The organism is Acaryochloris thomasi RCC1774 (genome assembly GCF_003231495.1).
Taxonomy (GTDB): Bacteria; Cyanobacteriota; Cyanobacteriia; order Thermosynechococcales; family Thermosynechococcaceae; genus RCC1774.
This window is the reverse complement of the sequence record NZ_PQWO01000001.1, coordinates 1-22,885: the sequence shown is the minus strand read 5'-3', so window position 1 is coordinate 22,885 and position 22,885 is coordinate 1. Positions and strand designations below refer to the sequence as shown.

28 protein-coding genes are annotated in these 22,885 nt (G+C 50.0%); 14 read left to right on the top strand and 14 right to left on the bottom strand.

The annotated features are described in order from the left end of the window. Positions 1-72: 72 nt before the first annotated feature. On the bottom strand, positions 73-1,593 hold the full coding sequence (locus C1752_RS00135; protein WP_110984022.1) for a SagB/ThcOx family dehydrogenase: 1,521 nt from the start codon (positions 1,591-1,593) through the stop codon (positions 73-75). Positions 1,594-1,675: 82 nt separating this feature from the next. Next, positions 1,676-2,326 carry a retropepsin-like aspartic protease family protein gene (locus tag C1752_RS00130; RefSeq protein WP_110984021.1) on the bottom strand — a complete coding sequence of 217 codons (651 nt, stop codon included), beginning with the start codon at positions 2,324-2,326 and terminating at the stop codon, positions 1,676-1,678. A gap of 38 nt (positions 2,327-2,364) precedes the next feature. Here C1752_RS00130 and C1752_RS00125 point away from each other — a divergent pair, with 38 nt between their 5' ends. Then, the gene (locus tag C1752_RS00125) at positions 2,365-3,324 is read left to right on the top strand and encodes an aldo/keto reductase (protein ID WP_110984020.1); all 960 of its coding nucleotides are present in this window, start codon (positions 2,365-2,367) and stop codon (positions 3,322-3,324) included. Here C1752_RS00125 and C1752_RS00120 read toward each other — a convergent pair. Then, the gene (locus tag C1752_RS00120; protein WP_110984019.1) at positions 3,281-3,769 is read right to left on the bottom strand and encodes a VanZ family protein; all 489 of its coding nucleotides are present in this window, start codon (positions 3,767-3,769) and stop codon (positions 3,281-3,283) included. The genes C1752_RS00125 and C1752_RS00120 overlap by 44 nt on opposite strands. 137 nt (positions 3,770-3,906) lie before the next feature. On the opposite strand from C1752_RS00120, the gene C1752_RS00115 reads away from it, so the two are divergent. Together C1752_RS00115 and C1752_RS00110 are read left to right on the top strand one after the other, a co-directional pair. Beyond that, positions 3,907-4,539, top strand: coding sequence for a flavin prenyltransferase UbiX (locus C1752_RS00115; RefSeq protein ID WP_233501283.1), 633 nt, complete (start codon positions 3,907-3,909; stop codon positions 4,537-4,539). A 34-nt stretch (positions 4,540-4,573) separates the two neighbouring features. After that, positions 4,574-5,527: an MBL fold metallo-hydrolase gene (locus tag C1752_RS00110; RefSeq protein WP_233501235.1), complete on the top strand. Its 954-nt coding sequence runs from the start codon at positions 4,574-4,576 to the stop codon at positions 5,525-5,527. 22 nt (positions 5,528-5,549) lie between these two features. On the opposite strand, the gene C1752_RS00105 is transcribed toward C1752_RS00110, so the two are convergent. After that, positions 5,550-6,137, bottom strand: a complete 588-nt coding sequence (locus tag C1752_RS00105) for a hypothetical protein (RefSeq protein ID WP_110984018.1) — start codon at positions 6,135-6,137, stop codon at positions 5,550-5,552. Positions 6,138-6,417: 280 nt separating this feature from the next. On the opposite strand from C1752_RS00105, the gene C1752_RS00100 reads away from it, so the two are divergent. Further along, complete coding sequence (locus C1752_RS00100) at positions 6,418-7,479, top strand: tetratricopeptide repeat protein (RefSeq protein WP_158534972.1); 1,062 nt, start codon at positions 6,418-6,420, stop codon at positions 7,477-7,479. Between the two features lie 47 nt (positions 7,480-7,526). Beyond that, a complete protein-coding gene (locus tag C1752_RS00095; RefSeq protein WP_146242247.1) occupies positions 7,527-8,150 on the top strand; it encodes a tetratricopeptide repeat protein in 624 nt (207 codons plus the stop codon). A 350-nt stretch (positions 8,151-8,500) separates the two neighbouring features. Here C1752_RS00095 and C1752_RS00090 read toward each other — a convergent pair whose 3' ends face one another. Together C1752_RS00090 and C1752_RS00085 are read right to left on the bottom strand one after the other, a co-directional pair. Continuing rightward, positions 8,501-8,851 (bottom strand): hypothetical protein, encoded by a 351-nt coding sequence (locus tag C1752_RS00090; protein WP_110984015.1) that lies wholly within the window; start codon positions 8,849-8,851, stop codon positions 8,501-8,503. Between the two features lie 72 nt (positions 8,852-8,923). Beyond that, complete coding sequence (locus C1752_RS00085; RefSeq protein WP_110984014.1) at positions 8,924-9,247, bottom strand: low molecular weight protein tyrosine phosphatase family protein; 324 nt, start codon at positions 9,245-9,247, stop codon at positions 8,924-8,926. A gap of 111 nt (positions 9,248-9,358) precedes the next feature. Between C1752_RS00085 and C1752_RS00080 the strand changes: the two genes are divergently transcribed. The 3 genes from C1752_RS00080 to C1752_RS00070 all read left to right on the top strand — a co-directional run bounded on the left by C1752_RS00080 (position 9,359) and on the right by C1752_RS00070 (position 12,023). Beyond that, on the top strand, positions 9,359-10,024 hold the full coding sequence (locus C1752_RS00080) for a cofactor assembly of complex C subunit B (RefSeq protein ID WP_110984013.1): 666 nt from the start codon (positions 9,359-9,361) through the stop codon (positions 10,022-10,024). A 164-nt stretch (positions 10,025-10,188) separates the two neighbouring features. Further along, entirely contained in the window at positions 10,189-10,689 is a 501-nt protein-coding gene (locus tag C1752_RS00075) for a DUF456 domain-containing protein (RefSeq protein ID WP_488656249.1), read from the top strand. 869 nt (positions 10,690-11,558) lie between these two features. Next, on the top strand, positions 11,559-12,023 hold the full coding sequence (locus C1752_RS00070; RefSeq protein WP_110984012.1) for a hypothetical protein: 465 nt from the start codon (positions 11,559-11,561) through the stop codon (positions 12,021-12,023). A 239-nt stretch (positions 12,024-12,262) separates the two neighbouring features. Here the strand turns inward: C1752_RS00070 and C1752_RS00065 are convergent, their stop codons facing one another. Next, on the bottom strand, positions 12,263-12,889 hold the full coding sequence (locus C1752_RS00065; RefSeq protein WP_110984011.1) for a GIY-YIG nuclease family protein: 627 nt from the start codon (positions 12,887-12,889) through the stop codon (positions 12,263-12,265). Positions 12,890-12,920: 31 nt separating this feature from the next. Between C1752_RS00065 and C1752_RS28230 the strand changes: the two genes are divergently transcribed. After that, on the top strand, positions 12,921-13,070 hold the full coding sequence (locus tag C1752_RS28230) for a hypothetical protein (protein ID WP_158534971.1): 150 nt from the start codon (positions 12,921-12,923) through the stop codon (positions 13,068-13,070). Positions 13,071-13,089: 19 nt separating this feature from the next. Here C1752_RS28230 and C1752_RS00060 read toward each other — a convergent pair whose 3' ends face one another. The 4 genes from C1752_RS00060 to C1752_RS00045 all read right to left on the bottom strand — a co-directional run bounded on the left by C1752_RS00060 (position 13,090) and on the right by C1752_RS00045 (position 16,758). Then, positions 13,090-14,118, bottom strand: a complete 1,029-nt coding sequence (locus tag C1752_RS00060; protein WP_199464232.1) for a haloalkane dehalogenase — start codon at positions 14,116-14,118, stop codon at positions 13,090-13,092. A 115-nt stretch (positions 14,119-14,233) separates the two neighbouring features. Beyond that, entirely contained in the window at positions 14,234-15,154 is a 921-nt protein-coding gene (locus C1752_RS00055; protein ID WP_110984010.1) for an alpha/beta fold hydrolase, read from the bottom strand. An 87-nt stretch (positions 15,155-15,241) separates the two neighbouring features. Further along, a complete protein-coding gene (locus C1752_RS00050; protein WP_158534970.1) occupies positions 15,242-16,246 on the bottom strand; it encodes a zinc-dependent alcohol dehydrogenase family protein in 1,005 nt (334 codons plus the stop codon). Between the two features lie 143 nt (positions 16,247-16,389). Continuing rightward, on the bottom strand, positions 16,390-16,758 hold the full coding sequence (locus C1752_RS00045) for a DUF1330 domain-containing protein (RefSeq protein ID WP_110984008.1): 369 nt from the start codon (positions 16,756-16,758) through the stop codon (positions 16,390-16,392). Positions 16,759-16,895: 137 nt separating this feature from the next. On the opposite strand from C1752_RS00045, the gene C1752_RS00040 reads away from it, so the two are divergent. Next, positions 16,896-17,825 carry a LysR family transcriptional regulator gene (locus C1752_RS00040; protein ID WP_146242246.1) on the top strand — a complete coding sequence of 310 codons (930 nt, stop codon included), beginning with the start codon at positions 16,896-16,898 and terminating at the stop codon, positions 17,823-17,825. Between the two features lie 161 nt (positions 17,826-17,986). Here C1752_RS00040 and C1752_RS00035 read toward each other — a convergent pair whose 3' ends face one another. The 3 genes from C1752_RS00035 to C1752_RS00025 form a co-directional block, all read right to left on the bottom strand. Beyond that, on the bottom strand, positions 17,987-18,448 hold the full coding sequence (locus C1752_RS00035; protein WP_110984006.1) for an ester cyclase: 462 nt from the start codon (positions 18,446-18,448) through the stop codon (positions 17,987-17,989). A 70-nt stretch (positions 18,449-18,518) separates the two neighbouring features. Next, complete coding sequence (locus tag C1752_RS00030; protein ID WP_233501232.1) at positions 18,519-19,040, bottom strand: Crp/Fnr family transcriptional regulator; 522 nt, start codon at positions 19,038-19,040, stop codon at positions 18,519-18,521. Between the two features lie 261 nt (positions 19,041-19,301). Beyond that, positions 19,302-20,189, bottom strand: coding sequence for a LysR family transcriptional regulator (locus C1752_RS00025; protein ID WP_110984004.1), 888 nt, complete (start codon positions 20,187-20,189; stop codon positions 19,302-19,304). Positions 20,190-20,324: 135 nt separating this feature from the next. Here C1752_RS00025 and C1752_RS00020 point away from each other — a divergent pair, with 135 nt between their 5' ends. The 4 genes from C1752_RS00020 (at position 20,325) to C1752_RS00010 (ending at position 22,341) form a co-directional block, all read left to right on the top strand. Further along, positions 20,325-20,792, top strand: coding sequence for an SRPBCC family protein (locus C1752_RS00020; protein ID WP_110984003.1), 468 nt, complete (start codon positions 20,325-20,327; stop codon positions 20,790-20,792). 166 nt (positions 20,793-20,958) lie between these two features. After that, positions 20,959-21,252 (top strand): thioredoxin domain-containing protein, encoded by a 294-nt coding sequence (locus C1752_RS00015; RefSeq protein ID WP_158534969.1) that lies wholly within the window; start codon positions 20,959-20,961, stop codon positions 21,250-21,252. 22 nt (positions 21,253-21,274) lie between these two features. After that, a complete protein-coding gene (locus C1752_RS29640; protein WP_274704403.1) occupies positions 21,275-21,406 on the top strand; it encodes an SRPBCC family protein in 132 nt (43 codons plus the stop codon). Positions 21,407-21,504: 98 nt separating this feature from the next. After that, positions 21,505-22,341: an AraC family transcriptional regulator gene (locus tag C1752_RS00010; protein WP_110984001.1), complete on the top strand. Its 837-nt coding sequence runs from the start codon at positions 21,505-21,507 to the stop codon at positions 22,339-22,341. The last annotated feature ends 544 nt before the right edge of the window (positions 22,342-22,885 follow it).

Below are 22,885 nucleotides of genomic sequence, written 5' to 3'. Positions count from 1 at the left end.
AAATGGCGGTTGGGCGTTATCTTTTTATAGAGTTCCCAACTTTGCCTCAGACTGTATAAATTAACACAGATTTTAGGACGCAGGTGGTTGTCCTAATGTGGTGATGTACAGAACGGCTTCATCGGTGGGAATACCCAAGACTTCGTTGACGTGATCGTCGAAAAAGCCCGCAATGCCGCTCACCCCTAGCTGCAGTCGAATGGCTGCGAGATTGAGGCGCTGCCCTAGATAGCCCGCATCCATGTGTAGGTAGCGATAGGCCCGGTCGCCGTAGGTTGCGATCGCAACCCCTAAATCTGCCGTATGGAAAACCACCGCCGCCGCATCTCTGCCCAGATCCTGTTGCAGACAGAGGTAGTGCAGCTCTCGCCGGAAGTTTTTAAACCGAATCTGACGCAGCTCCTTGGCCTGGGCCGCGTAGTAGTAGCAGCCCGCCTCTAGACCTGTCACATCAGAAACCGCCACAAAGGTTTGAATCAAGCTCAGATCAAACGTATCCGGCTGTGGATCGAGCCCCTGGTCTTGGTAATGCTCAGGGTGGTAGGTGAAATCAAGTAGGGCAGACAGATCCGGCAGGGTAATCGCATCCCCTGTAAAGCGACGGGTTGAGCGTCGCCCTCGAATGGTCGTCGCCAATTCTGTCAAAGAGTCTCCCCACTGGATCGGCTCGCTGGTGGTCGGCACCTTGAGACAAAACGGAAAATTATACTTATCCTCAGCACACAAGATCAGACGATCTTTCGGATAGGCCGCATCTAGGGCATACACCTCGCTCGCTTCGTGGCAGTAGTGAAGCAGCTCCCCATCTAAAATTTCAGGGTAGGACGTATCCGTCTCTGACGGCAGCGCGGTGGGCGTCGGCTGCAAATTCTGATTAATCTCTAGCAGGTCAGCTAGGGCAATTGCCGCAATTGCCCCTTCCTGATCTTCATCAAGATACAGGAGCTGATTGAGCGCTTCATCGACAAAGCCGCCCATCAAATGTGGCCGGTAATCATTCATGGCTGCAGCCAGCTCTATATTCCCGAGCAGATGGCCGCTATCAAGAAAAATACGGCGATAGGCTCGATCTTCATAGCGCCAAGCCGATCGCCAAAACACCGCTGTGATTACTAACACTACCTGCGTCGAAGCCAAGGCCGGATGCCAGAGACAGGCTTCTTCTAAAGCCGACCACACCTGATTGTCCCAAAATCGCCACAGGGAATGGGTCTGCACCTGATAGTTATAGAGGCCCGTGGGCAGGACTGCATCTTCACGGGCAATCAAATAGATCTCTGCTGGATACAGTCCGCCTGCTGAGGGGGCTGCTCGCATATAAAACGGGTTGTTAGGGTAGGGTACTACGGCAGTAACGCCATAGCTGTGATAGAGCAGATGCGACAGACGCTGTCGCTGCCGCATCTGCGGATCGGTGACCGGCTCACCTTCTAGGTAAGGCTTCAGGTCAATCTCTGTCCCCACCTTGTAGGTCTTAAAGGGCACCGGCTGCTGAGAAAAATCCAGGGCGCGACCGCGCTGGTTAATGGTCTCTGGATCGTATTTTGTTCGCTGATGATAGTGCTGAGCAATCGAAGGATGTACGTCAGACATAGGATCAGGTTGAGATTGAGTATTCTTTCCTATCCTGTCATAGTCTGTACCCCGAAACGGATGCCCGGCGCGGGAAAAGCGCCTACCGCTGTTGGGAGAACTCGATCTGTCTGGCGCGAATCAAAACGTCATACTTCTGCAGAAAATCTTGGCCCAGTAGGCCCAGTTTCATGTCAGGACCTGCGATCGCAACCGGAATCTGCGTGCTCCTCAAGCCCCCAACATCAACAGAGCTGACGTATACAATCGGAAACTGGGTTGTGCCGTTGGCCGTAGAAACCCGCACTGTATCAACAATATGAGCACCCGTAATCCCCAGCGCCTTTGCCATCGGTCGGGTAATGACCGTGAAGCTTGCCCCTGAGTCCACCAACATTTCAAAGGACTGCCGCCCATTGAAGGTGACATCGACCACCGGTACACCCGCACTGCGGCGCTTAATCGGAATCTGTCCAACAACGCCCGCTTTGGCTGCGGTGGGGGCGCTATAGGTTTGAGCGGGTTGAGACTGCTGCAGCCGCTGAAGCTCAGAGCGGTACTGGTTGAGGCTGGCCGCCTGTCCGGGCGAGACCTTCACCATTTGATCAATGATTTGGATGGCCTGAGACCAGTTTTGACTGCCCACAGACTGCTGCAGTTGCTGGTTGAGGCTGGTAATAGATTGTCCCCAAGATTTGATTGGCGTTAGGGTGAGAAGCACACCCGCCAAAAGCAGAGAAAAGCGAAATTTCATAAAAACGGCGTCACGCGACAGATAGTAAGGAGGCGTAAATGCAAACTCGGCAGTTGGGGACCACTACTATTCAGGTTACCCCGATCTTGATGGGAACCTGGCAAGCCGGGAAAAGCCGCTGGGTTGGTATTGAAGATCAGGACTCCATTGCCGCGATTCGAGCAGCGGTCGATGCAGGTATCACCACCATTGACACGGCAGAGATCTACGGTGAAGGGCACTCTGAAAAAATTGTGGCAGAAGCGGTCTCAGATATCCGTGATCGGCTTGTTTATGTGACTAAGGTGTTCCCAACCCATTTGCAACACGGTCAGGTGCTCACAGCCTGCGAAAACTCTCTCAGGAACCTGCAGACAGACCATATTGACCTCTATTTTATCCACTGGCCTTCAGGGGCTTTTGACAGTAAAGTCGTGCCGATTGAAGAAACGATGACGGCTCTCTTAAAACTCAAAGAGCAGGGCAAAATCCGTGCCATTGGCGTTTCTAACTTTTCTCAGGCGCAGCTTGCCGAAGCGGCGAACTATGGCCGCATTGACAGCCTTCAGGTTCCCTATTCTCTCTTCTGGCGCTATGTAGAACAGGAGGCTCAGGCCTATTGCATTGAGCATCAGATTACGATCTTTGCCTATTCGCCACTGGCGCAGGGGCTACTTACAGGGAAATTTGGTCCTCAGCATCAGTTTGATTCTGCAGATAATCGAGCCAGCAATAAGCTCTTTCAGGGTGAGAATTATGAGCGTGCCCAGGCGGCACTCTCTCAGCTACGGCCCATTGCCGAACGTAAGGGGATTACGCTCGCGCAGTTGGCTCTTGCTTGGATAACGGCTCAGCCTCAGACGGTTGCGATCGCAGGTGCTAGAAATGCTGTGCAGGTGCAAGATAATGCTCAGGCAGCGCAAGTCACTTTATCTGAATCTGAACGATCAGCTATTGATGAAATCGGTCGCGGCGTTACCGATCATTTAGATGATAATCCTCTGCTGTGGAATTTTTAGAGGCCGGCCTTCGCCATTGCCAAAGTGCGATCGCAATCACCACCACGCAGGCTCCCAGAATATCAATCCCCACATCCTGGGGCGTAGACGTGCGGCCCGGAACAAAGCGTTGGTGCCATTCATCTGAAATAGCAAACAGAATGGCGCAGGTTAAAGCTATCTGAAGCGACCGGGTTCTGGGTCGCTGAAACCCGAGTGCCGCCGCTCCATAGGCAACCCCCGCTAGCACCGCATACTCCGTAAAGTGAGCCGCCTTCCGCACGCCAAAATTGAGGGCATCAAGCGAGGCCACAACATCGGGCACAAAAGGCGCAGACAGAACCCTCTCCAGGATGGCCTTTGTATGGGTGCTGTTCCAAAGCTGAGTTGAAAACTGGAACATTACAGCCATCCAAGCCAGCACCATAAAAATCGCTAGCCGCCGCCCGACGGTCTGCTTTTCCATGCCTGTCTTCCTTACTGCGCTACCGGGATTGATTCTAGCCCGCCACCAGCAATATTGCCCCTTAAACGCGACGCTATAATGAAACGTTGCCTCAGCAGCCTTCAGTCCTTTTCATCAACGTGATCAGCGTGCCTGACCTGAACCATTCTGACCGACCCGTCATTTTAGGGGTGAGCGGTGCATCGGGCCTTATCTATGCCGTTCGAGCGCTCAAATTTTTATTAAAGGCCCATTACACCGTCGAGCTGGTCGCCTCTAAAGCCACTTACCAAGTCTGGAAAGCGGAGCAAGATATTCAGATGCCCGCAGACCTAGATAAGCAAGAGCTGTTCTGGCGCGAACAGGCCAACGAGCTGGGCGGCAAACTGATCTGCCACTCTGCCACCAATGTAGGGGCAGGCATTGCCAGTGGTTCCTGCCGCGCTTTGGGCATGGTGGTGATGCCCTGCAGCATGAGTACTGTGGCCAAAATTGCAGCGGGTCTCAGCTCCGACTTGCTCGAACGATCTGCCGACGTTCAGCTCAAAGAAGGCCGCAAGCTTATCCTTGTGCCGCGAGAAACGCCGTTTAGCCTCATTCACCTGCGGAATCTGACCGCTCTAGCCGAAGCGGGTGCGCGCATCGTACCCGCGATTCCTGCCTGGTACCATCAGCCTCAAACCATTGAAGATTTGGCTGACTTTGTTGTCGCCCGTGCCCTCGACCAGCTCGACATTGATTGCGTCCCTCTCAATCGCTGGCAGGGGGGAAGCGTCAACGAATCCCGATAACGCAGGAATACACAGTCGCAACAGCTTAAAATAAATGCAATTAGGTGAACCGGAAGTAAAGAAGCAAATTATGGGATTACGTCGTCACGTTCTCGCTACCGCTATCGGCATTGGAATCGTCAGCCTAGGCTGCCAGAGCTTGGCTCAGCAGCAGGACTTCAGCAAAACAGAGATTGAAACGATTCCTGTCGCGGAAGGGATCTACATGCTCGTTGGTGAAGGCGGCAATATTGGCGTCTCTGCTGGTGAAGACGGCGTTTTTATGGTGGATGACCAGTTTGCGCCCCTGACCGAGAAGATTAAAGCGGCTATTGCAGAAATTACTGATAAGCCGATTCGATTTTTACTCAACACCCACTGGCACGGCGATCATACGGGCGGCAACGAGAATCTGGGCAATGCGGGCGTTGTCATTGTGGCCCATGATCAGGTGCGTGAACGGATGAGCCGCGAACAGTTTATGGAAGCGTTCCAGCGCACAGTACCCGCGTCACCAAAAGCCGCGCTACCGGTGGTCACGTTCAACGACACCACTACCTTTCATCTCAACGGCCAAACGATCCATACCTTTCATGTGGAACCAGCGCACACCGACGGTGATTCCGTTCTCCATTTCAAAGAAGCTGACGTGATTCACACAGGTGACGTTTACTTCAATGGACGCTATCCCTTCATCGATACCTCCAGCGGCGGTTCTGTTGAGGGTATGTTAGCCGCCGCAGATAAGGTTCTGGCCTTGGCAACTGAGACCACCAAGATTATTCCGGGGCACGGATCGCTGTCGAACCGCGCTGAGCTAGAGGTCTATCGAAAGATGCTAGTAGATGTGCGAGATCGCACCCAAGCCGCCATCGACAAAGGCACCTCTCTAGAAGACTTCATCGCCTCTAAACCTACGGCAGACTATGACGAAAAGTGGGGGCAGGATTTTATGAGTCCAGAGAAATTCCTAACGATTGTGTATAAAGATCTGGCCAAACAGCCCTAGCTTTTTTATACATCGATCGTCTTTAGCTCGAGATCGGCACGCCTTTGAATACTGGGGTTTTGTCGAGCACGACATCGACTGTGTCGATCTCTTTAGGTACCTGCAACCATACGAAAGCATCGGCCCAGGCATCAGTCGGCAGCGTTTTAGCGAAAAAAGGGGCGGTTTTCTTGTCGTTGGCGATCGGGCGATAGATTTCTCTCGTGTCAGGATTGCGTGCCTGGGCCTTACCCAAATGAATATAGCCATTGCCGACGACGGTATCGACAAGACGACGATACCGCAGCTCTAGCACTATCATATTGTCGGCCGAGCCTTCCGCGGTTTCAAGCCGCTTTGCCGCCGTGATCTCAACCCTGGCTTGACCATCAAGAGCCACCTGAGAAAACTGTCCTAACTGAATGCTTTGCCCGTTTCTAGAAGATTCGTCGGGGTCAGTCTCTTGCGCAGTTGGAGAGTCCTCTGGGGGAGAGTCTGGCACAACTGAGCTGGAAACCGATGCACTCGGTAGCGATAACTCAAGTTGGCTCACGCGAGATACAGCAAATCCACTGCCAGCTAAGGCAATAAAAGAGAATATCACTGCGATCTTGGATAAAAGGTTATTCATAGAGAATAGATTTAGCTGGGACAATGACGCTACTTTATATAGCTTGTATTAGACTCTGTTCAGTCGATTTAAGCTTTCTCTATTTTAATTCCTTCGGATTTTTATGCCCAGAGCGAAGGTCCAGAAGCTTCGCGATTTAATGACGGGATAAAAACACTGGTTTTGAGAGATCAAGTGAGTGGATAGTCCTGATGCAATGACCTGCGCAATAACAGGTTTTAGTACTAATGTTAGAGATAGAATAAGCCTCAAGACTCTGTCAAAATAAATGTTTTCAGTGATGAAATCTTCCCGCTTTCTGCTTCTCTTTATCTTGCCCCTGTCCACCTGGACCATGCCCTTGAAAGCGGCCTGGGCGAGTCACCCTAGTCTTGAGACTGTTGACAAAGCATCAGGCTCGGCTATGCCAGCTACCGGTTATTGGCTCAGTCAAGCCTCAACAACCGGTGATTTGCATCAGCAAGCTCTCGAAAAGTACAAGCAAGGGGATTATCAAGGCGCGATCTCAACCTACAGCAAAGCCATCGCCCTCAACCCCAAAGATGTCTATGCCTACACCGTTCGCGGCAATACCTACAAAGCCATCAATGCCGACTCAAAGGCAATTGCAGACTATGACAAAGCCATTGCCCTTGATCCCAAGTACGTCTACGCCTACCTTGCTCGAGGGATTGCCCACAAAGAGATCCAAAAGAATTCCCAAGCACTGGCTGATTTCGACAAAGCCATTGCCCTTAACCCTGAAGATGCCTACGCCTATAAAGCCCGAGGCAGCATCCATCGAGACCTAAAGGATACTGTCAAAGCGTTGGCCGACTTTGATAAAGCGATCGCACTCGATCCGAAAGATGCCTATGCATACAATATCCGGGGCAGTTTATACAAGGACTCAAAAGACTATCCCAAGGCCATCTCAGACTTTGATCAAGCCATTGCGCTCGATTCAGAAGATGTCTATGCCTTGCTGCTCCGAGCAGAGATATACAAAGACCTCAAGGACTACCCCAAGGCCATCGCTGACTATGACAAAGTGGTTGCCCTTGCCCCCCGCGATCCGTTGCCCTATGCCAGTCGAGGGCTAATCCATGACACTTTGAAGGACGACCCCAAGGCTATCGCAGACTACGACAAAGCTATCGCCCTCAATCCTGGTTTTTCTGATGTTTACCTATTGCGGGGTCTCGTCCATGCGAGAGCCGACAACGAGACGCAGGCCATCCGCGATCTACAAACGGCAGCAGAGTTCTTTCAGAAACAAAATAGAACGGCTGCCTATGATAAAACGGCAGAACTGCTGAAAAAACTATCATCGGCCCCTCGAGAACTGGTTCCAGAACCGTAATGCCCTGGTGCTGTTGGCGACATTTTGCTAAAGGATTCGATAGAGTTATGCCCAAAATAATGGCGCTAGCCATCACAGCGTTAGCGCTCACTGCAGGACCGGCTCTCGCGCAGTCCGCAGCCCTTGAGCAGGCGAACGCCACCAACAATCCTGAGACGCTCTATCTTTTAGGTCAGAAAGAACTGGCGCGGTTTCAATTTGATCATGCGATCGCAATTTTCAAAAGGGCAATCAGATATAGCCCCCGCCCCCGCTATACCAGCCTCGTAAAGCTCTCTCTATTCACAACCTACAAAGTTGCAGGGGTGAGTAAGCTTGAGGCCTTCCCGCATCAGGCGATTCCTATGCTGAAGGCGGCCATTGAGCTAGAGCCTACAGACGCTTTTTTGTATTCACGGCTAGGCGATGCTTACTGCCACGACAAAGTCCGGGACTATACAACCTGTCTCCATTTCTATAGCGAGCGGATTAGGGTTCATCCTGACAAAGGCTTAGGTTATTTCAGCCGCGGTGTTGTCCGCCTCAATCGCATTGAGGATAAATCCTCGGCCTATACCGATTTTCGACGCGCCATTAAGGCCGCACTCACTGCTGGCGATAAAGCAAGTGCTCGACGTTATCTGAACTACGCCGTACAGGCAGGAATGCCTGTACCCAAGGCGTTCCGCTAAAGGTGCTTTTCACGAGGTTATCCAGAAGCCGATGCTTCTGCGGGGAACCAATTTGACTCTGCCTATCGGATTGCTCTCAGGGGCGCGAGAATTACTTTAAAGTGTTGACCAAGAGTGTGTTTTGAGCGCTGATTGACTGACAAAAGTGCTGTAAACCCGATGGATGCGTTGATGAGGCTGGCGAATAGAATTTGTGCCGACAAGAACGAAGTCTGCCTCCGCAGACTATAGACATCAATACTTCTGGCAATCCGCGCAGGCGGATTTTGTTCTTGTAGCTGCGGGTTTAACCGCCAAGCCAGAAAGTTCTGTCAGTCAAACAGGTTTTGAGCGTCTCCTGCAGACCCTTGTCAGGTAGTAGATCTACTCGGGTCAATACGCCAATTAGCCTCATTATTCGACTGAAAACAAGGGATCAAGATTGGAATTCTTTCTTTATCCGTGCCTTCTAGCCACCAATCAGAAGATTGAATTAGATTTCCAAACTTCTGCTCCTCGATCTCTGCATCATCTGCTGTGTATGTATCGCTTTCAATCTTTGGCCAAGTTGTTATTGACCACTCAATGTATTCGCGGACAATAACAGGTGTTTCTGGATCCATAGCCGAGAGATTGATTGTTCCCCAAAATGTGGGGAAGTCTGCATCCTGCTCATTAAGTGTCGCAATTATATGGTCTCTGTAGAGCAGTGTTTGGTTCATTTTTGCGAAGCCTAACTACTTTATTAAGGTCATCTACTCTCATCGCTTCTCTCCATGAGAGCCAGTGATGTTTCATTCGATGTATCTAGGCACCTTCGCCTTCAAAACTCGCACTAGCTCTGGATCCATAAACTCGTAGTGGTCCGGAATAGCTAAACTAGCTAGCTTCTTATCTTTCAGCAGAGGTTGATATTTCTTGGCCACCTTCTGTCGATGAGAGGACTCCATCACCAAAATGACATCGGCCCACTCAATCAAATCCCCTGTTAGCGGAGTCTCAGCATCCTTATTCGTTCCAGCAGACAGTGCCTCAATTCCCTCCATCTCAGAAAAAATAGCTTCTGCTGTTGGGCTGCGAAGACGGTTCTCACTACATATGAATAGAATTCTCCTCAATTGTGCTGCTCCTTTAACACCCGCTAAAGTTTTGTGATGGACCTTGGTAAAGCCCTGCGTCCAGCCCGCAGACTACCATAAAGACAACGTATCTCTCTGGACCGATCGCGGATGGCCCAATCCGATCCCAACAAGATTATCCGACGCCTTCCTATTGTTGTGGGAGCCTTGGGCGAATGTCTCTTTTTTCTCAACCGAGTCTTCACCCCTGAACTCCTCAGCTCCCAGTCTCGTTCAGATGCCCTTGGCGTGATCGTCTGTGCCGTGCTCATCTTGGTGGGTCTGCTCTGGCGACAGCTCCAACCCACGGCCCCTGAAGCTGTTGAACTCGAAGGTGAGTCTGGATTTGAGTTAGATCCCGATCTGCCAGAGTCTGTCAAAACTGAGTTGGCTTGGGCCTCCCATATTTTGCTCACAAATACAGTGACGCGATCGCTAGCCATCTATTACCAAGGCAAAACCATTCTGCGCCGGGGTGTTTTGGGGCCAGAGCGAGAGGTCAAGCCGGGTGCTATTGCCGAGCGTGTTTTAACGCAGCAAAAGCCGGTGTATCTGGTGGCGCTGAAGCTCTATCCTGGCAAGGTGGAGTTTAACTATTTACCTGACAATACCCAAGGTGTGATCTGCCAGCCCATCGGCTCAGAAGGGGTTTTAGTTTTAGGAGCCAATGCCCCACGTAGCTATACCCGTCAAGATGAAGCTTGGGTGGATGCTATCGCAAATAAACTTGACTACACCCTCAGCCAAGCCAGTTCAACCCTCGAAATTTCAGGATAACCTCAGTGGACTTAACCTTTGCCCTCAAAACGCCAACCTGGATCACAGATCTGCGGATAAATTTCGTGAGTTGGCTGGTCGCCCTTCAGGCCAAAATTATTCATTGGGTGACGGCCCTCCAAGCCCAGAGCATTGCTTGGGTGGCGTCGCTACAGAACGACACCATTATTATTTACTGGCTGCTGGTGGCGGTGATGATTGCCGGAGTTATTGGTTCCGTTGTTCCGGCTGTGCCCGGTGTGGGTTTGATTTTGGTGGCGATTATCGTTTGGGGCGTGATTAAGGGCTTTGGAGCGGTGGCGGTTGCGTTGGGAGTTGCGATCGCAGTTCTCCTACTCGGCATCGGCGTCGATTTCCTGGCTACCTTTTGGGGGGCAAAAAAGGCTGGAGCCAGCCGCTGGGGTCAAATTGGAGCCATTGTGGGTTTAGTGGCTGGCGTCTTAGGTCTATTGCCAGCTTTACCCGTAGGTGGCCCGATTCTCGGTCTCATCATTGGTCCCTTTCTCGGGGCATTTGTGGGTGAACTCCTGCACCAACGCAAACCGAAGCAGGCTCTGAAAGCTGCGCTAGGCGTTGTGGTTAGTTCTTTGATCGGAAATCTTGTTCAAGGTTTACTGGCACTGGCTACGCTAGGCGTGTTTTTAGTCACAACTTGGCCTCTATAGATTTTCCAAACAAAAAAATTGCCGCTGCAGCTTACTGTGCGGCGGTAATGGATGACTAGGAGGCCATGTTGAGATAGGTGTAAAAAGGCACAAAATGGTTCTAGGATCTATACATAGCAAAGCTTTCAGGAATCTAGATTTTCACTCTTTCCAGCCATTTAAATCACACTGAGATCCTTCTCAAATCCTTTCTCTCATTTGATCTTATCTAGATCAAGGGGAAGCTGAATCGCTTCTTTTTCTATGCCGCAGGCGTTTCGCCGTTTCGCTTGGGGAATAGGTTTCTTTCTAGCTCTCGGTAGCTTTGTTTTCGGTTTGATTACGGGCTAAACATCGAATAGCGATTCATGCGGAGGTCTGGTGAAACAAAGGCTGGATCTTGGTCGCTTGTTGAATGTCAATAACCATTCGTGTCAGCTGCTGATGTCATATCTACTTTTGGGCTGCTGGGCCAGCAGCGCGAATACTGTGTGAGTAAGAAAGTGTAGAACGCAGAAGTCGAAACAGCCGTACTGTGACGCTTATCAGCATATTTAACACTCATACAGGTCAATATTTATCTTCTGCTCATTTTGGCTCATAAAAGTGAAGCTAGCTTTCAATAATGCCTAATTAAGCACGACTGGGAGAAAACTAGAGCTGTATCAAGTGACTAAATTCTCAGTCTTCGATCGTGCAACCCCTCTTTTTGAAAGCGGTTCAAGTTGTTCAGACAAGAGTCACGATGCAGCGATAGCTGAAGAAGGCATATCTAAATTAGGTGTTCTGCATAAGCCCAAGTGATTTTCTAGAACGTTCCCTGAGTACACTCTAATTTTGAAGTCCCAGCATCTTAGAGATGCCATGCAAAATATATTGAGGATGTATTAATGAAGAAGCTATTTATGAATGGCCTGGTCACAGTTGCAATGGTCAGCGGTATATGTGCAATTCCTGTTGAAACACGGGCTTCTTCTGCAACGGTAGTCTCTGAAGCGGGTGTGCTTCGTAACGGACAAGATCACTTTTTCGAGGTTTCTGTGCAGGCAGATCCGTTGCAACGTCTCCGTGTCCAGTGCGTGACCTTCCATGAGCTTGATGGTTTATCTGTCTTCGTTGATGGTGTACAAGTTGAACCTAAAGAGGACTTTGGTTTTGAAGAGTTTGCGCTCACTTTTGCAGAGCCAATCCCTTCCGGCAAGACGCTCCGAGTGGTGATGTTGAACTCTCGGGTTCAAGGGCAAGTTCTTAAAGGTCTCGCCGTACCCTACCGCATCTTTGCGAACTATCCCAATTTCAGTAACGACGAATTTCCACTCGGAACAGCCGTTGTTAGATCACCTGCTAAACGATAGTAGGCGATCTAACGTTTCATCCACTCAATAGATGCTTGCGAGCAAATATCTAAAATACTGAACTTAATCAGTTGCGATCGCATTTCGTATCACACGGGGGCTACATTTCTTTTTCCATGCCGCAGGCATCACACCATTTCGCAATTCTGCCTGGGGGATTGGTTTCTTTCTAGCGCTCGGTAGCTTTGTTTTCGGCCTGATTACGGGCTAGACATCGAATAAAAACTCATGAGGCAGAGTTAGTCTAGGGCAGCATAGGTTTCGTTATAGATTTCCTGTAGATTCTTACCGCTGAACGACCAGTGCGGTGTCGGTTTCACACTATAGTCAAGACCAAGCATTTCCTTGGTTGCGGCTGAAAGCGATGTTAATGCAGAATTGCGAAAGCGGATCTTTTTGGTCTCAACAACGATTGCGACATCGTCGGTAGGTACAGAATCCAGTTGCGAACCAATTGGAATGCCCATTTCTTCGAAGTTCAAGCTCGGTCTCCGGGCAAGCAATCGCGTTGCGGCGTTCTGATCCTGTGAACCAATTCCATCCAAGTCAGATTTAACTTCATCCGTGACATCCTCGACGTTGAGCAAGCGAAGAATTGCAATTGCTTGATCTGGTTCAATCTCAAAGAATTCGCGGCGCGGGTTGATCCGTTGTGGTGCAAAAGCGGTGTGTAATGCAGCCTCAACCTCGGTAGGATTAGGAACGCGGCAAGCATATTCGATATCGAATGGAACCGGTACTCCCGTTGTATAAAGCTGTGATACTCGGGTATTGTGATCGTCCTGTGATGTCTTGCCGATTTTAACCAAACCTGGCATCGCGGAATTCGTTAGTACGTAAACGACACTAAGTGTGGTTTCAATCATATTGTTGGAAAAGCCGGATAACTATAAACGTATGGATAACGGCGGACAACTTTGCCAGAAAGAGGATGCCAAACCAATGGACCGAGAAGTCCGCGACAATGACTTTATCAAGTCAGAGTTGGATAATGCCGACTCCAATATTATTCCCAAACAAATCACGAAAAGTGGCCAAACCTCCTAAAAATGAGTATGGGAATTAATTACTTTGCACGCTGTGAACGATCGAGCCAAGCGAATATTTCCTCACCAATCACCTGAGGATTATCCTCCTGAATGAAATGAAGACCAGGACCAATGGAAACCGTCTCCATATTTTTCACGTTGGTTTTTAGAAACTCAACAGCCTGGACCGGAAGAATGGCACCCGGTTCCGCATAGAAGAATAGTTTTGGCAGGTCTGTAGACATTAACCATTTCCCATTAGCCGCAACTTCAGCAGTTGTTGCAGAAGGTTCTCCGCCGATGGGGATTTCACGAGGCCATTGGAGGGTGGGCTTACGGCTCGCTCGTGTGAGATAAGGGGCACGATAGGCCGCCATTTCCTGTGGCGTTAGGGTTCGCATCACGCCCAACTTGGGCAGAATCGTTTCGACAAAGAAGTTATTATCCAGCACTAACTGCTCTCCCACGCCCGGTGTGCGAAGATTCCGAAATATTTCACCGAGCTGCGGTCCTAAGGCTTCGTAGTTGGGGGCCGGGAAGGCGGGCGGTATCACGGCTTCCATAAAGACCAATCCACTCACGTTGTCTTCGTTTAGGCGGGCATAGCGCATTCCCAGGGCAGATCCCCAATCGTGGACGACCAGTGTGATGTCGGTGAGATTTAGTGCTTTGATGAAGCCATCGAGATAGGCTGTATGATCGCTGAAGGTGTAGTCGATATCTGGCTTATCGCTGTCGCCCATGCCGATCAGATCAATTGCGATCGCACGATGGTTGTCCGAAACATATGGAATAATATTGCGCCACAGATAAGACGATGTTGGATTGCCGTGTAAGAAAAGCACTACCGGGCCTTCGCCTTCATCGACGTAGGCCATTTTTGAGCCATTAACCTCAACAAACTTCTTCTCAAAGGGAAACTCTGCCGAGATGATTTGCTTCATGGACACTTGCTCAGTTTGGGTTGCTGGGGATAACGGATCGGGTGCTGAAAACCCTGCTTCCTGAACAGCAGTCAGCGTCAGCACAGATATGGCAATGGGCCAGATAGATACCTTTTTGATCATGATATTTCACTGTTGATAACGTTTTGCTTTACTAATGGGCAGCCTCAAATATCCTGGCTACACCAGCATTTGGATTTGCACAATGGACGTCACGAAGTCGTTCCCAACATGCCGACTACTTCGCAAGAAATTCGAGGAGTTTCGGAATCACCTTCTCGTGCGCATCCTCCTGGATGTAGTGGCCCGAATCCTCTATCCGCAGAACATCAGCGTTCGGGAAGTCGTGGAGCCATAGATCCTCTAGAATCTCGGGTCCGAAGGCAATATCTTTCATGGGCCAGGCGATAAAAATGGGCTTGTTATAGAAAGCAGCCACGAGCTGGTCATGCACCACAGCCACAAAATCGCTCACCCGCCCCTCCGGTCCTGCCGGAATTTCTCGCGGAAAAACGAGAATAGGAGTGCGCGACGACCACGTTGGATGGGGAGCCAGATAGGCAGCTTTTTCCTGCTCACTGAGCCGTTGAGGATAAACCAGTCCTGCTTTGAACAGAAAGATCTTCACGAAGGCATGTAGCCCCTTGACCATCAGTTCACCGATCACTGGGGTGCGAAACAGTCGCAAGGGAATCGGAAGAGCAACTTTAGCAGGTGGACGATGGGCATAGGTATTTAAGATGGCAAGACTGCGGACTCTTTCGGGATGACGAGCGGCCCAAGTCAACCCAATCGGTCCACCCCAATCTTGAACAAGGATCGTGGCATCTTGTAAATCAAGCGACTCAAGCAGGGCCTCACACCGATCGCCGTGATGTGGAATTCTGTACAGCTTTGGATTGTCCGGTTTCTGAGAACGGCCAAAACCAAGATGATCTAAGACAATTGCCCGATATCCCGCCTCAGTCACAGCCTCAATGAAGCGACGGTACAGGTATCCCCAGGTCGGGTTCCCGTGGACCATTACAATCGGTCGGCCCTTGCGCGGTCCTTCATCGACGTAGTGCATTCGACCGTCAGTGCTGTGGAACCAGCGCGGCTTATACGGCCAGGTTCCACCAAAGGTCCAGTCTTGAGTTGCCATACTGGCTCGGGGCATAGATTATTCCTCCTTGGTGTGAGTCAAGGGCTGTTCTTCTGACAATGGACGATCAGCCGCAGCGGTGAGCGGTTTTCTGTGGACTGCTCATGCTGTAACCTCGATAACCACTTTGCCGAACTGCTGGTTTGAGGCTAGGCGCTGGTATGCTTCTTGAAACTTTTCTAGTGGGTAGATCTGGTCGATGACGGGTGCATAGGTGCCGTCTTCCAGTCGAGGTAGTAGGTGTTCGATCGCGATCTTGAGTCGGTCTGGGTGCTGTAGCAAATCGAAAACCAGGTGAAAGGCTTTGATTGAGAGACCCTTCCCAACCATTGTGAAAAACGGCAATGGTGCCTGTTCGCCAGAAAGAAGACCGTATTCAACGATGATGGCTTCCCGGCCAGCGGCGGTTGCGAGTGCTTCGACAAAGGGACCACCCACGGGATCGAAGGCAATATCGAAGCCCTCGCTGTTTGTAATCGCTTGTACACGTTCCACAAGATCTTCTTCATCGGTAACGACGATGTGATCAGGGCCAACTGAACGAATTGCATCGACTTTTGCTGCCGTGCGAGTTGTTGCAATCACATTCGCTCCGTAGGCTTTAGCAATCTGAATTGCTGCGATACCGACACTGGAGCTTGCTGCTGAGATCAGAACGTTTTGTCCAACGTTTGCCGTGAGCCCCCCTGTCTGGACGAGGCCACCCCAAGCGGTCGGGTAAGCCATCCAAAACGCGGCGGCATTAATGAAGCTAGCGCTCTCAGGTTTAAGTTGTAGTGCAGCAACCGGGACGTTAACAACTTCTCCCAAAACGCCGTATTGAGTTGGATCAAGGTTGGGGGTAATCGAGGCGGCTTGACCGACTGAAAATTGATCCACGTTCTCTCCAACAGCCTTGATGACACCGGAGGCTTCTAAGCCAATCCGACTAGGTAGAGATGGCTGGACTAGATATTGGCCCGCTAGAAATAAAAGCTCCGCTCGATTGAGTCCGGCGGCTTTGATAGCGACCTGAACTTCATCAGGGGCTGGGGGTGTGATGGGACGCTCAATGATCTGAAGCTGCTCAGGTCCGCCGGTTTGTTTAAATTCAATGATGTTTGCCATAGTCATTCTCTGTGGGTGAGTCATGATGAAGGTGGGTCGGGGACCGTCGCAATCCCACACCAAACAAGAGTGGAATGGGTCGAGGTACCCAAGGTGGGAGGAGTTGCGATCGCAACAAACAATTTGCTGCCCCCATAACGCAGCTATCCTGGCAATCCACTGAAGCCAGGGAGAGCCAGCAGTGTGGATGACTCTGGATTAGAAAGTGCTTGCCGGATCGGAATGAAGGGCCGATAGTCGTCGGAATGGTAAAAGGTCTGAATTGCCTCCATTGACGGAAACCTGATGATCACAGTCCAGTTGGCGCTGTAGTTTCCTTCCAATACGTCAACCGTTGGTGTTGCCGCCAGAACTTCACCCCCTGCATCGACAATCGCGGGAAAAACGGGCTGACCATATTTCGTCATGTAAGCATCTATGTCGGACAATTCCAGCGTTGCCATCAAGTAGGCAGGCGCTCCTAAATCTTCTGTCTTTTCGCTCTCGACCGTATTTGAAGAGATTGCAGTCATGTAGCTTAGCTCCTTTACGGTTGGACTGGGCCTATCGATTCCCTTGACTACGCATTCTAGACTTGCAAAAATACATTGTCATTACAGATTTTTACAAGTATTATTTGCGTTTGTGCAACTCCAGCAAAGGATATCTCTTGAATTGGTCTGACCTCCAGGTTCTACTTACCTTTCAGCGCGAGGGAACGTTGCAGAAAGCTGCGACGCAGCTCGATCTGGATATCAGTACGGTGTCGCGCAGAATCCGTATGTTGGAGAAGGATCTAGGTTCAAAGGTGGTCGAGAATGTAAGTGGACGCCTAGTCCTCACGTCCTATGGCGAACAGGTCGTCGAAGCGGCGGAAGCGATGGAAGTCGAGTCAGATGCATTGCAGCGGGGGGCGAAGGGAAAGGAAAGTGTGTTGTCTGGTGTTTTGCGAGTGGCGCTCTTGGATATGTTTGTGCTGTTTCACGCTGATCTCTTGAACAGCTTTACAGTCCAATATCCACAAATCACGCTGGAGCTGGTTTCGGGAACGACTCGCTTTCATAGCCTGACCCGCCGAGAGGCTGATGTTGCGATCCGGGTTTCGACACAGCCTGATGAGAATCTCGTGGGGATGCGCGCGCTACACACTGAGTATGCGGTTTATGCCCATGTTGCGATCGCAGAAGGCCAGTGGTCGGCCATCGCAAATCAGCCATCCACACCTTGGGATGTGCTGCCCTGGATTGGTTGGGATCCGGCTGTCAATGCTCGCATGATCGACGCTTGGATGGAGAGACATGTGCCGATTGAGCAAGTTCGCTTTCGTGTCGATTCCCCGGCGGCACTGTTCATGATGGCTGAAGCTGGAGGCGGTGCCTGCATCCTTCCAGTTATTTATGCCGATCTCAGTGATAATTTGGTGCGATTGAGCGATGTATTGAAAGGGTTTGGCACCGATGTTTGGCTACTGACCCATCGTGACCTGAAGCGCAATGGAAGAGTTCAGGCATTTCTCAACCACTGTTATCAAGGACTAGAACCGCTCCGTCGCCGCAGCTTGGTGAGTGAAAGCGTTATCAGTGCTAAAATCCATCCATGAAAGGCAGTTCACTACCGAAGACAAATCGCCAAATTGTCCGAAAGACGACACTAGTCGATGCGGAAGCACTAAGCGACTATGCTGACCTTTCGCCAGAGGAACGATTGCTAATGGTCTGGCCGCTTACTGTGACCGCATGGAAATTTAAGGATCCAAGAAGATTATCCCAGTACGAATCTTCTCAACATACGCAGAATCAACTTTGGGCCTGGGAAAAAGATAATTCCTAGCTGCTTCATCATTGTAAGGGTATCGCCTTGTCCCCAATGCTCTACCACTTTCCCATCAACAATACGGTCAATGTGAACAACAGAAAAGTTGACGGATTTACCTGATGCAGGCATACCCATTAGCTCTCCTTGATGAGTACCACTGAAAGTACCACGGGTGAAAACTTTATCACCTTCGGCAATGACCTCACCTAGCACGTGGCGTCCATCTGGGAATGCAGAAAACATCATTGCCCCATACGCCATAACTGCATCGATGCCTTCTACTGGGACAACATCTAAACCCTGAGCAATAATATCAGCGGAGATTAGTTCTCGTCCCTTCTCAGTATCTTGTTGATCAAAAATCTCATAGAATTTTAGGGCGATTGCTTTGTTCTGTTCGGGTGACATAGCGATTCTTAGTAAAAACAGTAATTTGAGCAAGCTTACTGTCTTCCTTAATTGTGTGCATTGATCTCGGTTAAGAGATTTGCCTACTTTGAATTCTTCGCTTCAATCGACTCAGAGACTCGGGTTCAATACCGAGATAGGAAGCAATATAGTGCTGTGGAATTCGTTGCAACAGCTTGGGTTCAGTTTCGATAAAGCTTAGGTAACGCTGTTCAGGCGGATCTCGATAGAGAGAGAGCAAGCGGTCGCGTAGTTGAAATGCTAAGTCTTCTACTACCAGCCGTAGTAGTTTCTGCCCATTTGGCAAAGCTTCCAAAACTTCGATGGCTTGAGTATTCATCATAAGCACCACTGAATTTTCAACAGCTTGGCATGAGAAATAGGCAGGTCGTTGTCGTCGCAGACTTTCGTAGTCTCCTAGCGTGTATTGTTCAGGGTGAAAAAACAAGGTGAGTTCTTTACCATCTTTGAGAAAGAAACTTCTTAAACAGCCCTTGTGTGTTATTCCAACGGCGTCACAGATATCACCTTCTCGAAATATAAATTCTCCTTTCTCCACTTGCCTCAATTCGAGTAAAGGTTCGATGAGCATCAAGTTGATAGGGCATTGTGGATAAACTTTTTGAATAAACGATTCGAGAAGTTCATACATTCAGATTGGCACATCTAATGAATCAGGGCTGAGCATAGTATTCTAAATGCATTCAAGCCAGCCTTAGTGAATAATTGTGTCAGATCAAACCCTGAGGGCAAGATCTTGGAACTCATGTTTTTCATGGCTTCTAGAAGCATCTTGCTCTTTTTTAGGCCGATTTTGGTTTTACTCTCTCAAAAGGTAGGAGAGGCATTATTCTCACTCATTTACTTCTCGTCCCTCTAGCAGAGGCAGTTTTTTGTGAAAAGCATCTGCCATAAAGTTCATAAAGGTCTGGATGCGGACTGTCGATATTAAATCTTTATGCGTCAACAGCCACACGTCTTGGCAGGGCGCACTTTCTCCTGGAGGAACTCTTTGCAAAGCGGGTTCTGGATCGCCTAAAAAGCAAGGTATGCGGGCCACACCAAACCCCGCCTTCGCTGCAGCCAATTGCGCCACAGGATGATTCACACGACCTCGAATCGGGATGTCAGGAAATTCACTTTTGCGCACCCAATCAGGATAAGGCGTCGGAGAATCCCAGCCAATCCAGTGTGCGTTAGTAGTCTCAGCAGGTAAATTATGGGTTTCCAGATAGCCTTGGGATGCATAGGTCGCGCAGTGATAGCAGGCGACTTTGCGACCCACTAAATGTTCGGGTGGGTTCTCGGTAATCCGAATGGCGACATCGGCTTCTCGCTTGGTCAGGCTAAAGAGACCATAGGAAATCAAGATCTCTAGATTGACTTCAGGGTAGGCATCCATGAAGCGGACTAGATCCGGCATCAGCAGATCAGTTGCCATCGCATCGGGTAAAGTGACTCGAATATCCCCCTTTAGGTGAGCATCCTGGCCGAGAATATGTAGCTCAATGCCGTTGATTTCGTCTTCGATGCGAGTGACGGCCTGCAGGAGTTCTTCACCTGCGATCGCAAGTGCATATCCGCTAGGTAGGCGATCAAAAAGCCGCACATTTTGGGTTGATTCAAGCGCTTCAATGCGACGGGTCACGGTGGAATGGTGAACGCCGAGCTTATGAGCTGCAGCCCTTGCGGAGCCTTCTCGAGCGACGGCTAAAAATATTTTCAAATCATCCCAATTCACAAGGCATCACTCCGTAGCGGCGTTTTTTTGCACCAGTGAGGCGCTTTTTATGGGGTTCCTATTCCATAAATGCTTACATATTATCGAGTTAAGAGGTGTCGGTATCACCCGGAGATTTTTACTTGGAGCAATATCATGGCAAATGTAACGGTGTATAGAACGATTCATTCCCCCATCGAAAAGGTTTGGGAAAGCTGGGATGACTTTGGCGGTATCTACAAATTCAACCCCAACCTGAAACATTCACGGCTCATCGATGGCTCTCAAGCCACCGGGGCAGGGGCGAAACGCCAGTGCGATATCAGTGATGGCAAAAACTGGATTCGTGAAGAGGTACTGGAATATGTGCCCCACAAGAGCATGAAGATCAATATCTATGAGGGAACCATGCCGCTGAAAAGTGCGATCGCAACCCTCCGCTTCCGAAGAGTGACTGCTAACCGAACAGAAGTCAGCATGGCAATGGACTTTGAACCCAAAATGGGTCTGCTCGGCAAACTGATGCTCCCGATGATGAAGCCCAAATTCAGAGGGATGCTCAACTCACTACTTGAGGGTAACGATGCGTTTGTAACTCAAGGCCAGCTGGCCAACGCAGTTTAAGGAAACGTAGTCATCCGAAGGAACAACCTGTTATGACCCACAAGTAGGCTTTGCGGCCAAAGACAGTCTCAACAAACACCTGTGGACGACACGCGATGCATTCAACTCCGTCGCTCCTGAAGAAGTTGTCTAGATGATTGAGACTGGGGCAACAAAAATCGAGACGATGGATACTGTTTCTCAGGCATTGCAGGATCTCCCGTTCGATATTCTCTTTGACGAAGGGAATTATTTAGCGAGACAGTTGGGGATTGTTCTCACCTTGCCGGAGGAACACAAGCAAGCTCTGAAGGGGGTTAACGTCCCCGTAGAGGAGGCGAATGGAGACAGCTATGCCTCCCCCGATCCGGCGACCTATGTCCTGAATCAAGACGGCGTTATTAGCTGGGCCTTTCTGCCTAACAACTATCGAAAGCGGGCTGAGGTTGCTGATATCGCTGCGGCCTTAGACAGGCTGTAGCTTTTCATCATTACAGGTGATTGTGAGCTGGACCGCAACTTTTGATGCTGAACCTGACGTGCTAGAAGAAGTTCGTCCAATGATGATTCAGATGTATCAGATGGGTTTACAGGGGCTAGAAGCGTACGCAGCAGCCCCCTTGCAAATCGCATAGTTAGATATCTACGATCTGCAGGGCAGAGTCATTGTAATCTTGTCCTGCAGACAGCCTGCAACATCAATAAGGGCGTATGACCAAAATCGTAGAATTCAATGTCTTCAACATCCAAGATCGCAGTCAACGCGTGGGAATTCCCTGGCATCGTTCTCGAACATTATGCCTACTCAGCAGGAACCGTTGCCCCTCTACCGCCCCATGCTCATCCTGAGTATCAGTTTGGGCTGAGCTTTAACTGCCAAGGCGAGTACACCTATCGGGGCGCTGTTCACCCTATTCCCACTGGGACATTGAGCCTCATTCATACAGGTGAGGCCCACGCCCCTAGTCAACGTACGAGCTTGCCAGCCCCTGCGACTTTTTGGATGATGCAGATCGATCCGTCTGTCATGGAAAGGGCTGCATTAGAAGTGACAGGGATGCCAACAACACCTTTTGTCCCTGCACTATTTTTATCCGACCATGATTTGGTACAGCGGCTCCTTGTTTTTTGTCGTCGCGTTGCATCTGACGCCTCCCGACTAGAGCAAGATGTGGCTCTAATTCATTTTTTAGCGCCTTTGCTCACTCGCCATGCAGAAGGTTGTCTTGATGCAGTAAAAGCGCCAGTCCATCGCCCATCCGTGGCTAAAGTGCGAGATTTTTTGCAGACCCACTACAGCAAAAACACCTCTCTGACAGACTTGGCGACCTTAAGTGGAATGAGTCGGTTCCATCTCAGTCGGATCTTTCGCCAGGAAACAGGACTTTCGTTAAGTGCTTATCAACAGCAGTTGCGTGTTAATCAAGCTAAAAAGTTACTGGTTCGGGGCTTGTCTATTTCTGAAGCCGCAGCGGCAGTGGGTTTCTACGATCAAAGTCATTTGGGTCGGCACTTCAAGCGTCTGATTGGTGTTACACCTGGTGCATACACCCGTTACCACACTGCCTAAAGCTTCTGACAGCCACACGCTCGGAGTTTGCATTGTAAAACCAGCTTTCTCATGGGCTCGGGCCGGTACATGCCTCGGGTCGCCGCCGGTTGTAACCTGCATGCCTGCTATTTTAATTTTTGCGATGGTCTCCGACCGGCCTTCGGCCATCCCAAACTGATACATAATTGAATTGTGCCAACGCCTTTCTCGGCATAGTTGGGGTGAACCGTGTTTAATCCGATCTCACCGACGTGCCTGTCATGGTTGAGCTAGAACGAGACAAAACCAACGGTTGAGCTGAATGAGGCAAAGATCGGTACAAATGTAGTCTGTCGTATATTTTCTAGATGAGAGAGAGCAGTTGCGATCGCAGGTCGCATTACAACATTTGGTTCTGAGGTATTTGTTATATTCATCTCTAAGGTAGTCCTAAACGGGTAAGGATATTCTATCGATAAGGGGATGTATGTTCTCCTATGCTTATGCGAGTGTTGACTCGTCGTCATCCATCGTTTTCCGTGTCTTCTGCTCTACCAGCGTGTCCCAACTGTGCCTCTGAGAA

What these genes read in the sequence shown, in the direction of transcription:
- C1752_RS00015 (WP_158534969.1), top strand. Translation starts at nt 20,959, where the DNA reads ATGGATACTGTTTCTCAGGCATTGCAGGATCTCCCGTTCGATATTCTC.
- C1752_RS00080 (WP_110984013.1), top strand. Translation starts at nt 9,359, where the DNA reads ATGGCCCAATCCGATCCCAACAAGATTATCCGACGCCTTCCTATTGTT.
- C1752_RS00010 (WP_110984001.1), top strand. Translation starts at nt 21,505, where the DNA reads ATGTCTTCAACATCCAAGATCGCAGTCAACGCGTGGGAATTCCCTGGC.
- C1752_RS00110 (WP_233501235.1), top strand. Translation starts at nt 4,574, where the DNA reads ATGCAATTAGGTGAACCGGAAGTAAAGAAGCAAATTATGGGATTACGT.
- C1752_RS00030 (WP_233501232.1), bottom strand. Translation starts at nt 19,040, where the DNA reads ATGCTCATCGAACCTTTACTCGAATTGAGGCAAGTGGAGAAAGGAGAA.
- C1752_RS00035 (WP_110984006.1), bottom strand. Translation starts at nt 18,448, where the DNA reads ATGTCACCCGAACAGAACAAAGCAATCGCCCTAAAATTCTATGAGATT.
- C1752_RS00090 (WP_110984015.1), bottom strand. Translation starts at nt 8,851, where the DNA reads ATGAACCAAACACTGCTCTACAGAGACCATATAATTGCGACACTTAAT.
- C1752_RS00130 (WP_110984021.1), bottom strand. Translation starts at nt 2,326, where the DNA reads ATGAAATTTCGCTTTTCTCTGCTTTTGGCGGGTGTGCTTCTCACCCTA.
- C1752_RS00135 (WP_110984022.1), bottom strand. Translation starts at nt 1,593, where the DNA reads ATGTCTGACGTACATCCTTCGATTGCTCAGCACTATCATCAGCGAACA.
- C1752_RS00125 (WP_110984020.1), top strand. Translation starts at nt 2,365, where the DNA reads ATGCAAACTCGGCAGTTGGGGACCACTACTATTCAGGTTACCCCGATC.
- C1752_RS00065 (WP_110984011.1), bottom strand. Translation starts at nt 12,889, where the DNA reads ATGATTGAAACCACACTTAGTGTCGTTTACGTACTAACGAATTCCGCG.
- C1752_RS00100 (WP_158534972.1), top strand. Translation starts at nt 6,418, where the DNA reads ATGAAATCTTCCCGCTTTCTGCTTCTCTTTATCTTGCCCCTGTCCACC.
- C1752_RS28230 (WP_158534971.1), top strand. Translation starts at nt 12,921, where the DNA reads ATGGATAACGGCGGACAACTTTGCCAGAAAGAGGATGCCAAACCAATG.
- C1752_RS00095 (WP_146242247.1), top strand. Translation starts at nt 7,527, where the DNA reads ATGCCCAAAATAATGGCGCTAGCCATCACAGCGTTAGCGCTCACTGCA.
- C1752_RS00105 (WP_110984018.1), bottom strand. Translation starts at nt 6,137, where the DNA reads ATGAATAACCTTTTATCCAAGATCGCAGTGATATTCTCTTTTATTGCC.
- C1752_RS00070 (WP_110984012.1), top strand. Translation starts at nt 11,559, where the DNA reads ATGAAGAAGCTATTTATGAATGGCCTGGTCACAGTTGCAATGGTCAGC.
- C1752_RS00060 (WP_199464232.1), bottom strand. Translation starts at nt 14,118, where the DNA reads ATGATCAAAAAGGTATCTATCTGGCCCATTGCCATATCTGTGCTGACG.
- C1752_RS00045 (WP_110984008.1), bottom strand. Translation starts at nt 16,758, where the DNA reads ATGACTGCAATCTCTTCAAATACGGTCGAGAGCGAAAAGACAGAAGAT.
- C1752_RS00055 (WP_110984010.1), bottom strand. Translation starts at nt 15,154, where the DNA reads ATGCCCCGAGCCAGTATGGCAACTCAAGACTGGACCTTTGGTGGAACC.
- C1752_RS00050 (WP_158534970.1), bottom strand. Translation starts at nt 16,246, where the DNA reads ATGGCAAACATCATTGAATTTAAACAAACCGGCGGACCTGAGCAGCTT.
- C1752_RS00120 (WP_110984019.1), bottom strand. Translation starts at nt 3,769, where the DNA reads ATGGAAAAGCAGACCGTCGGGCGGCGGCTAGCGATTTTTATGGTGCTG.
- C1752_RS00020 (WP_110984003.1), top strand. Translation starts at nt 20,325, where the DNA reads ATGGCAAATGTAACGGTGTATAGAACGATTCATTCCCCCATCGAAAAG.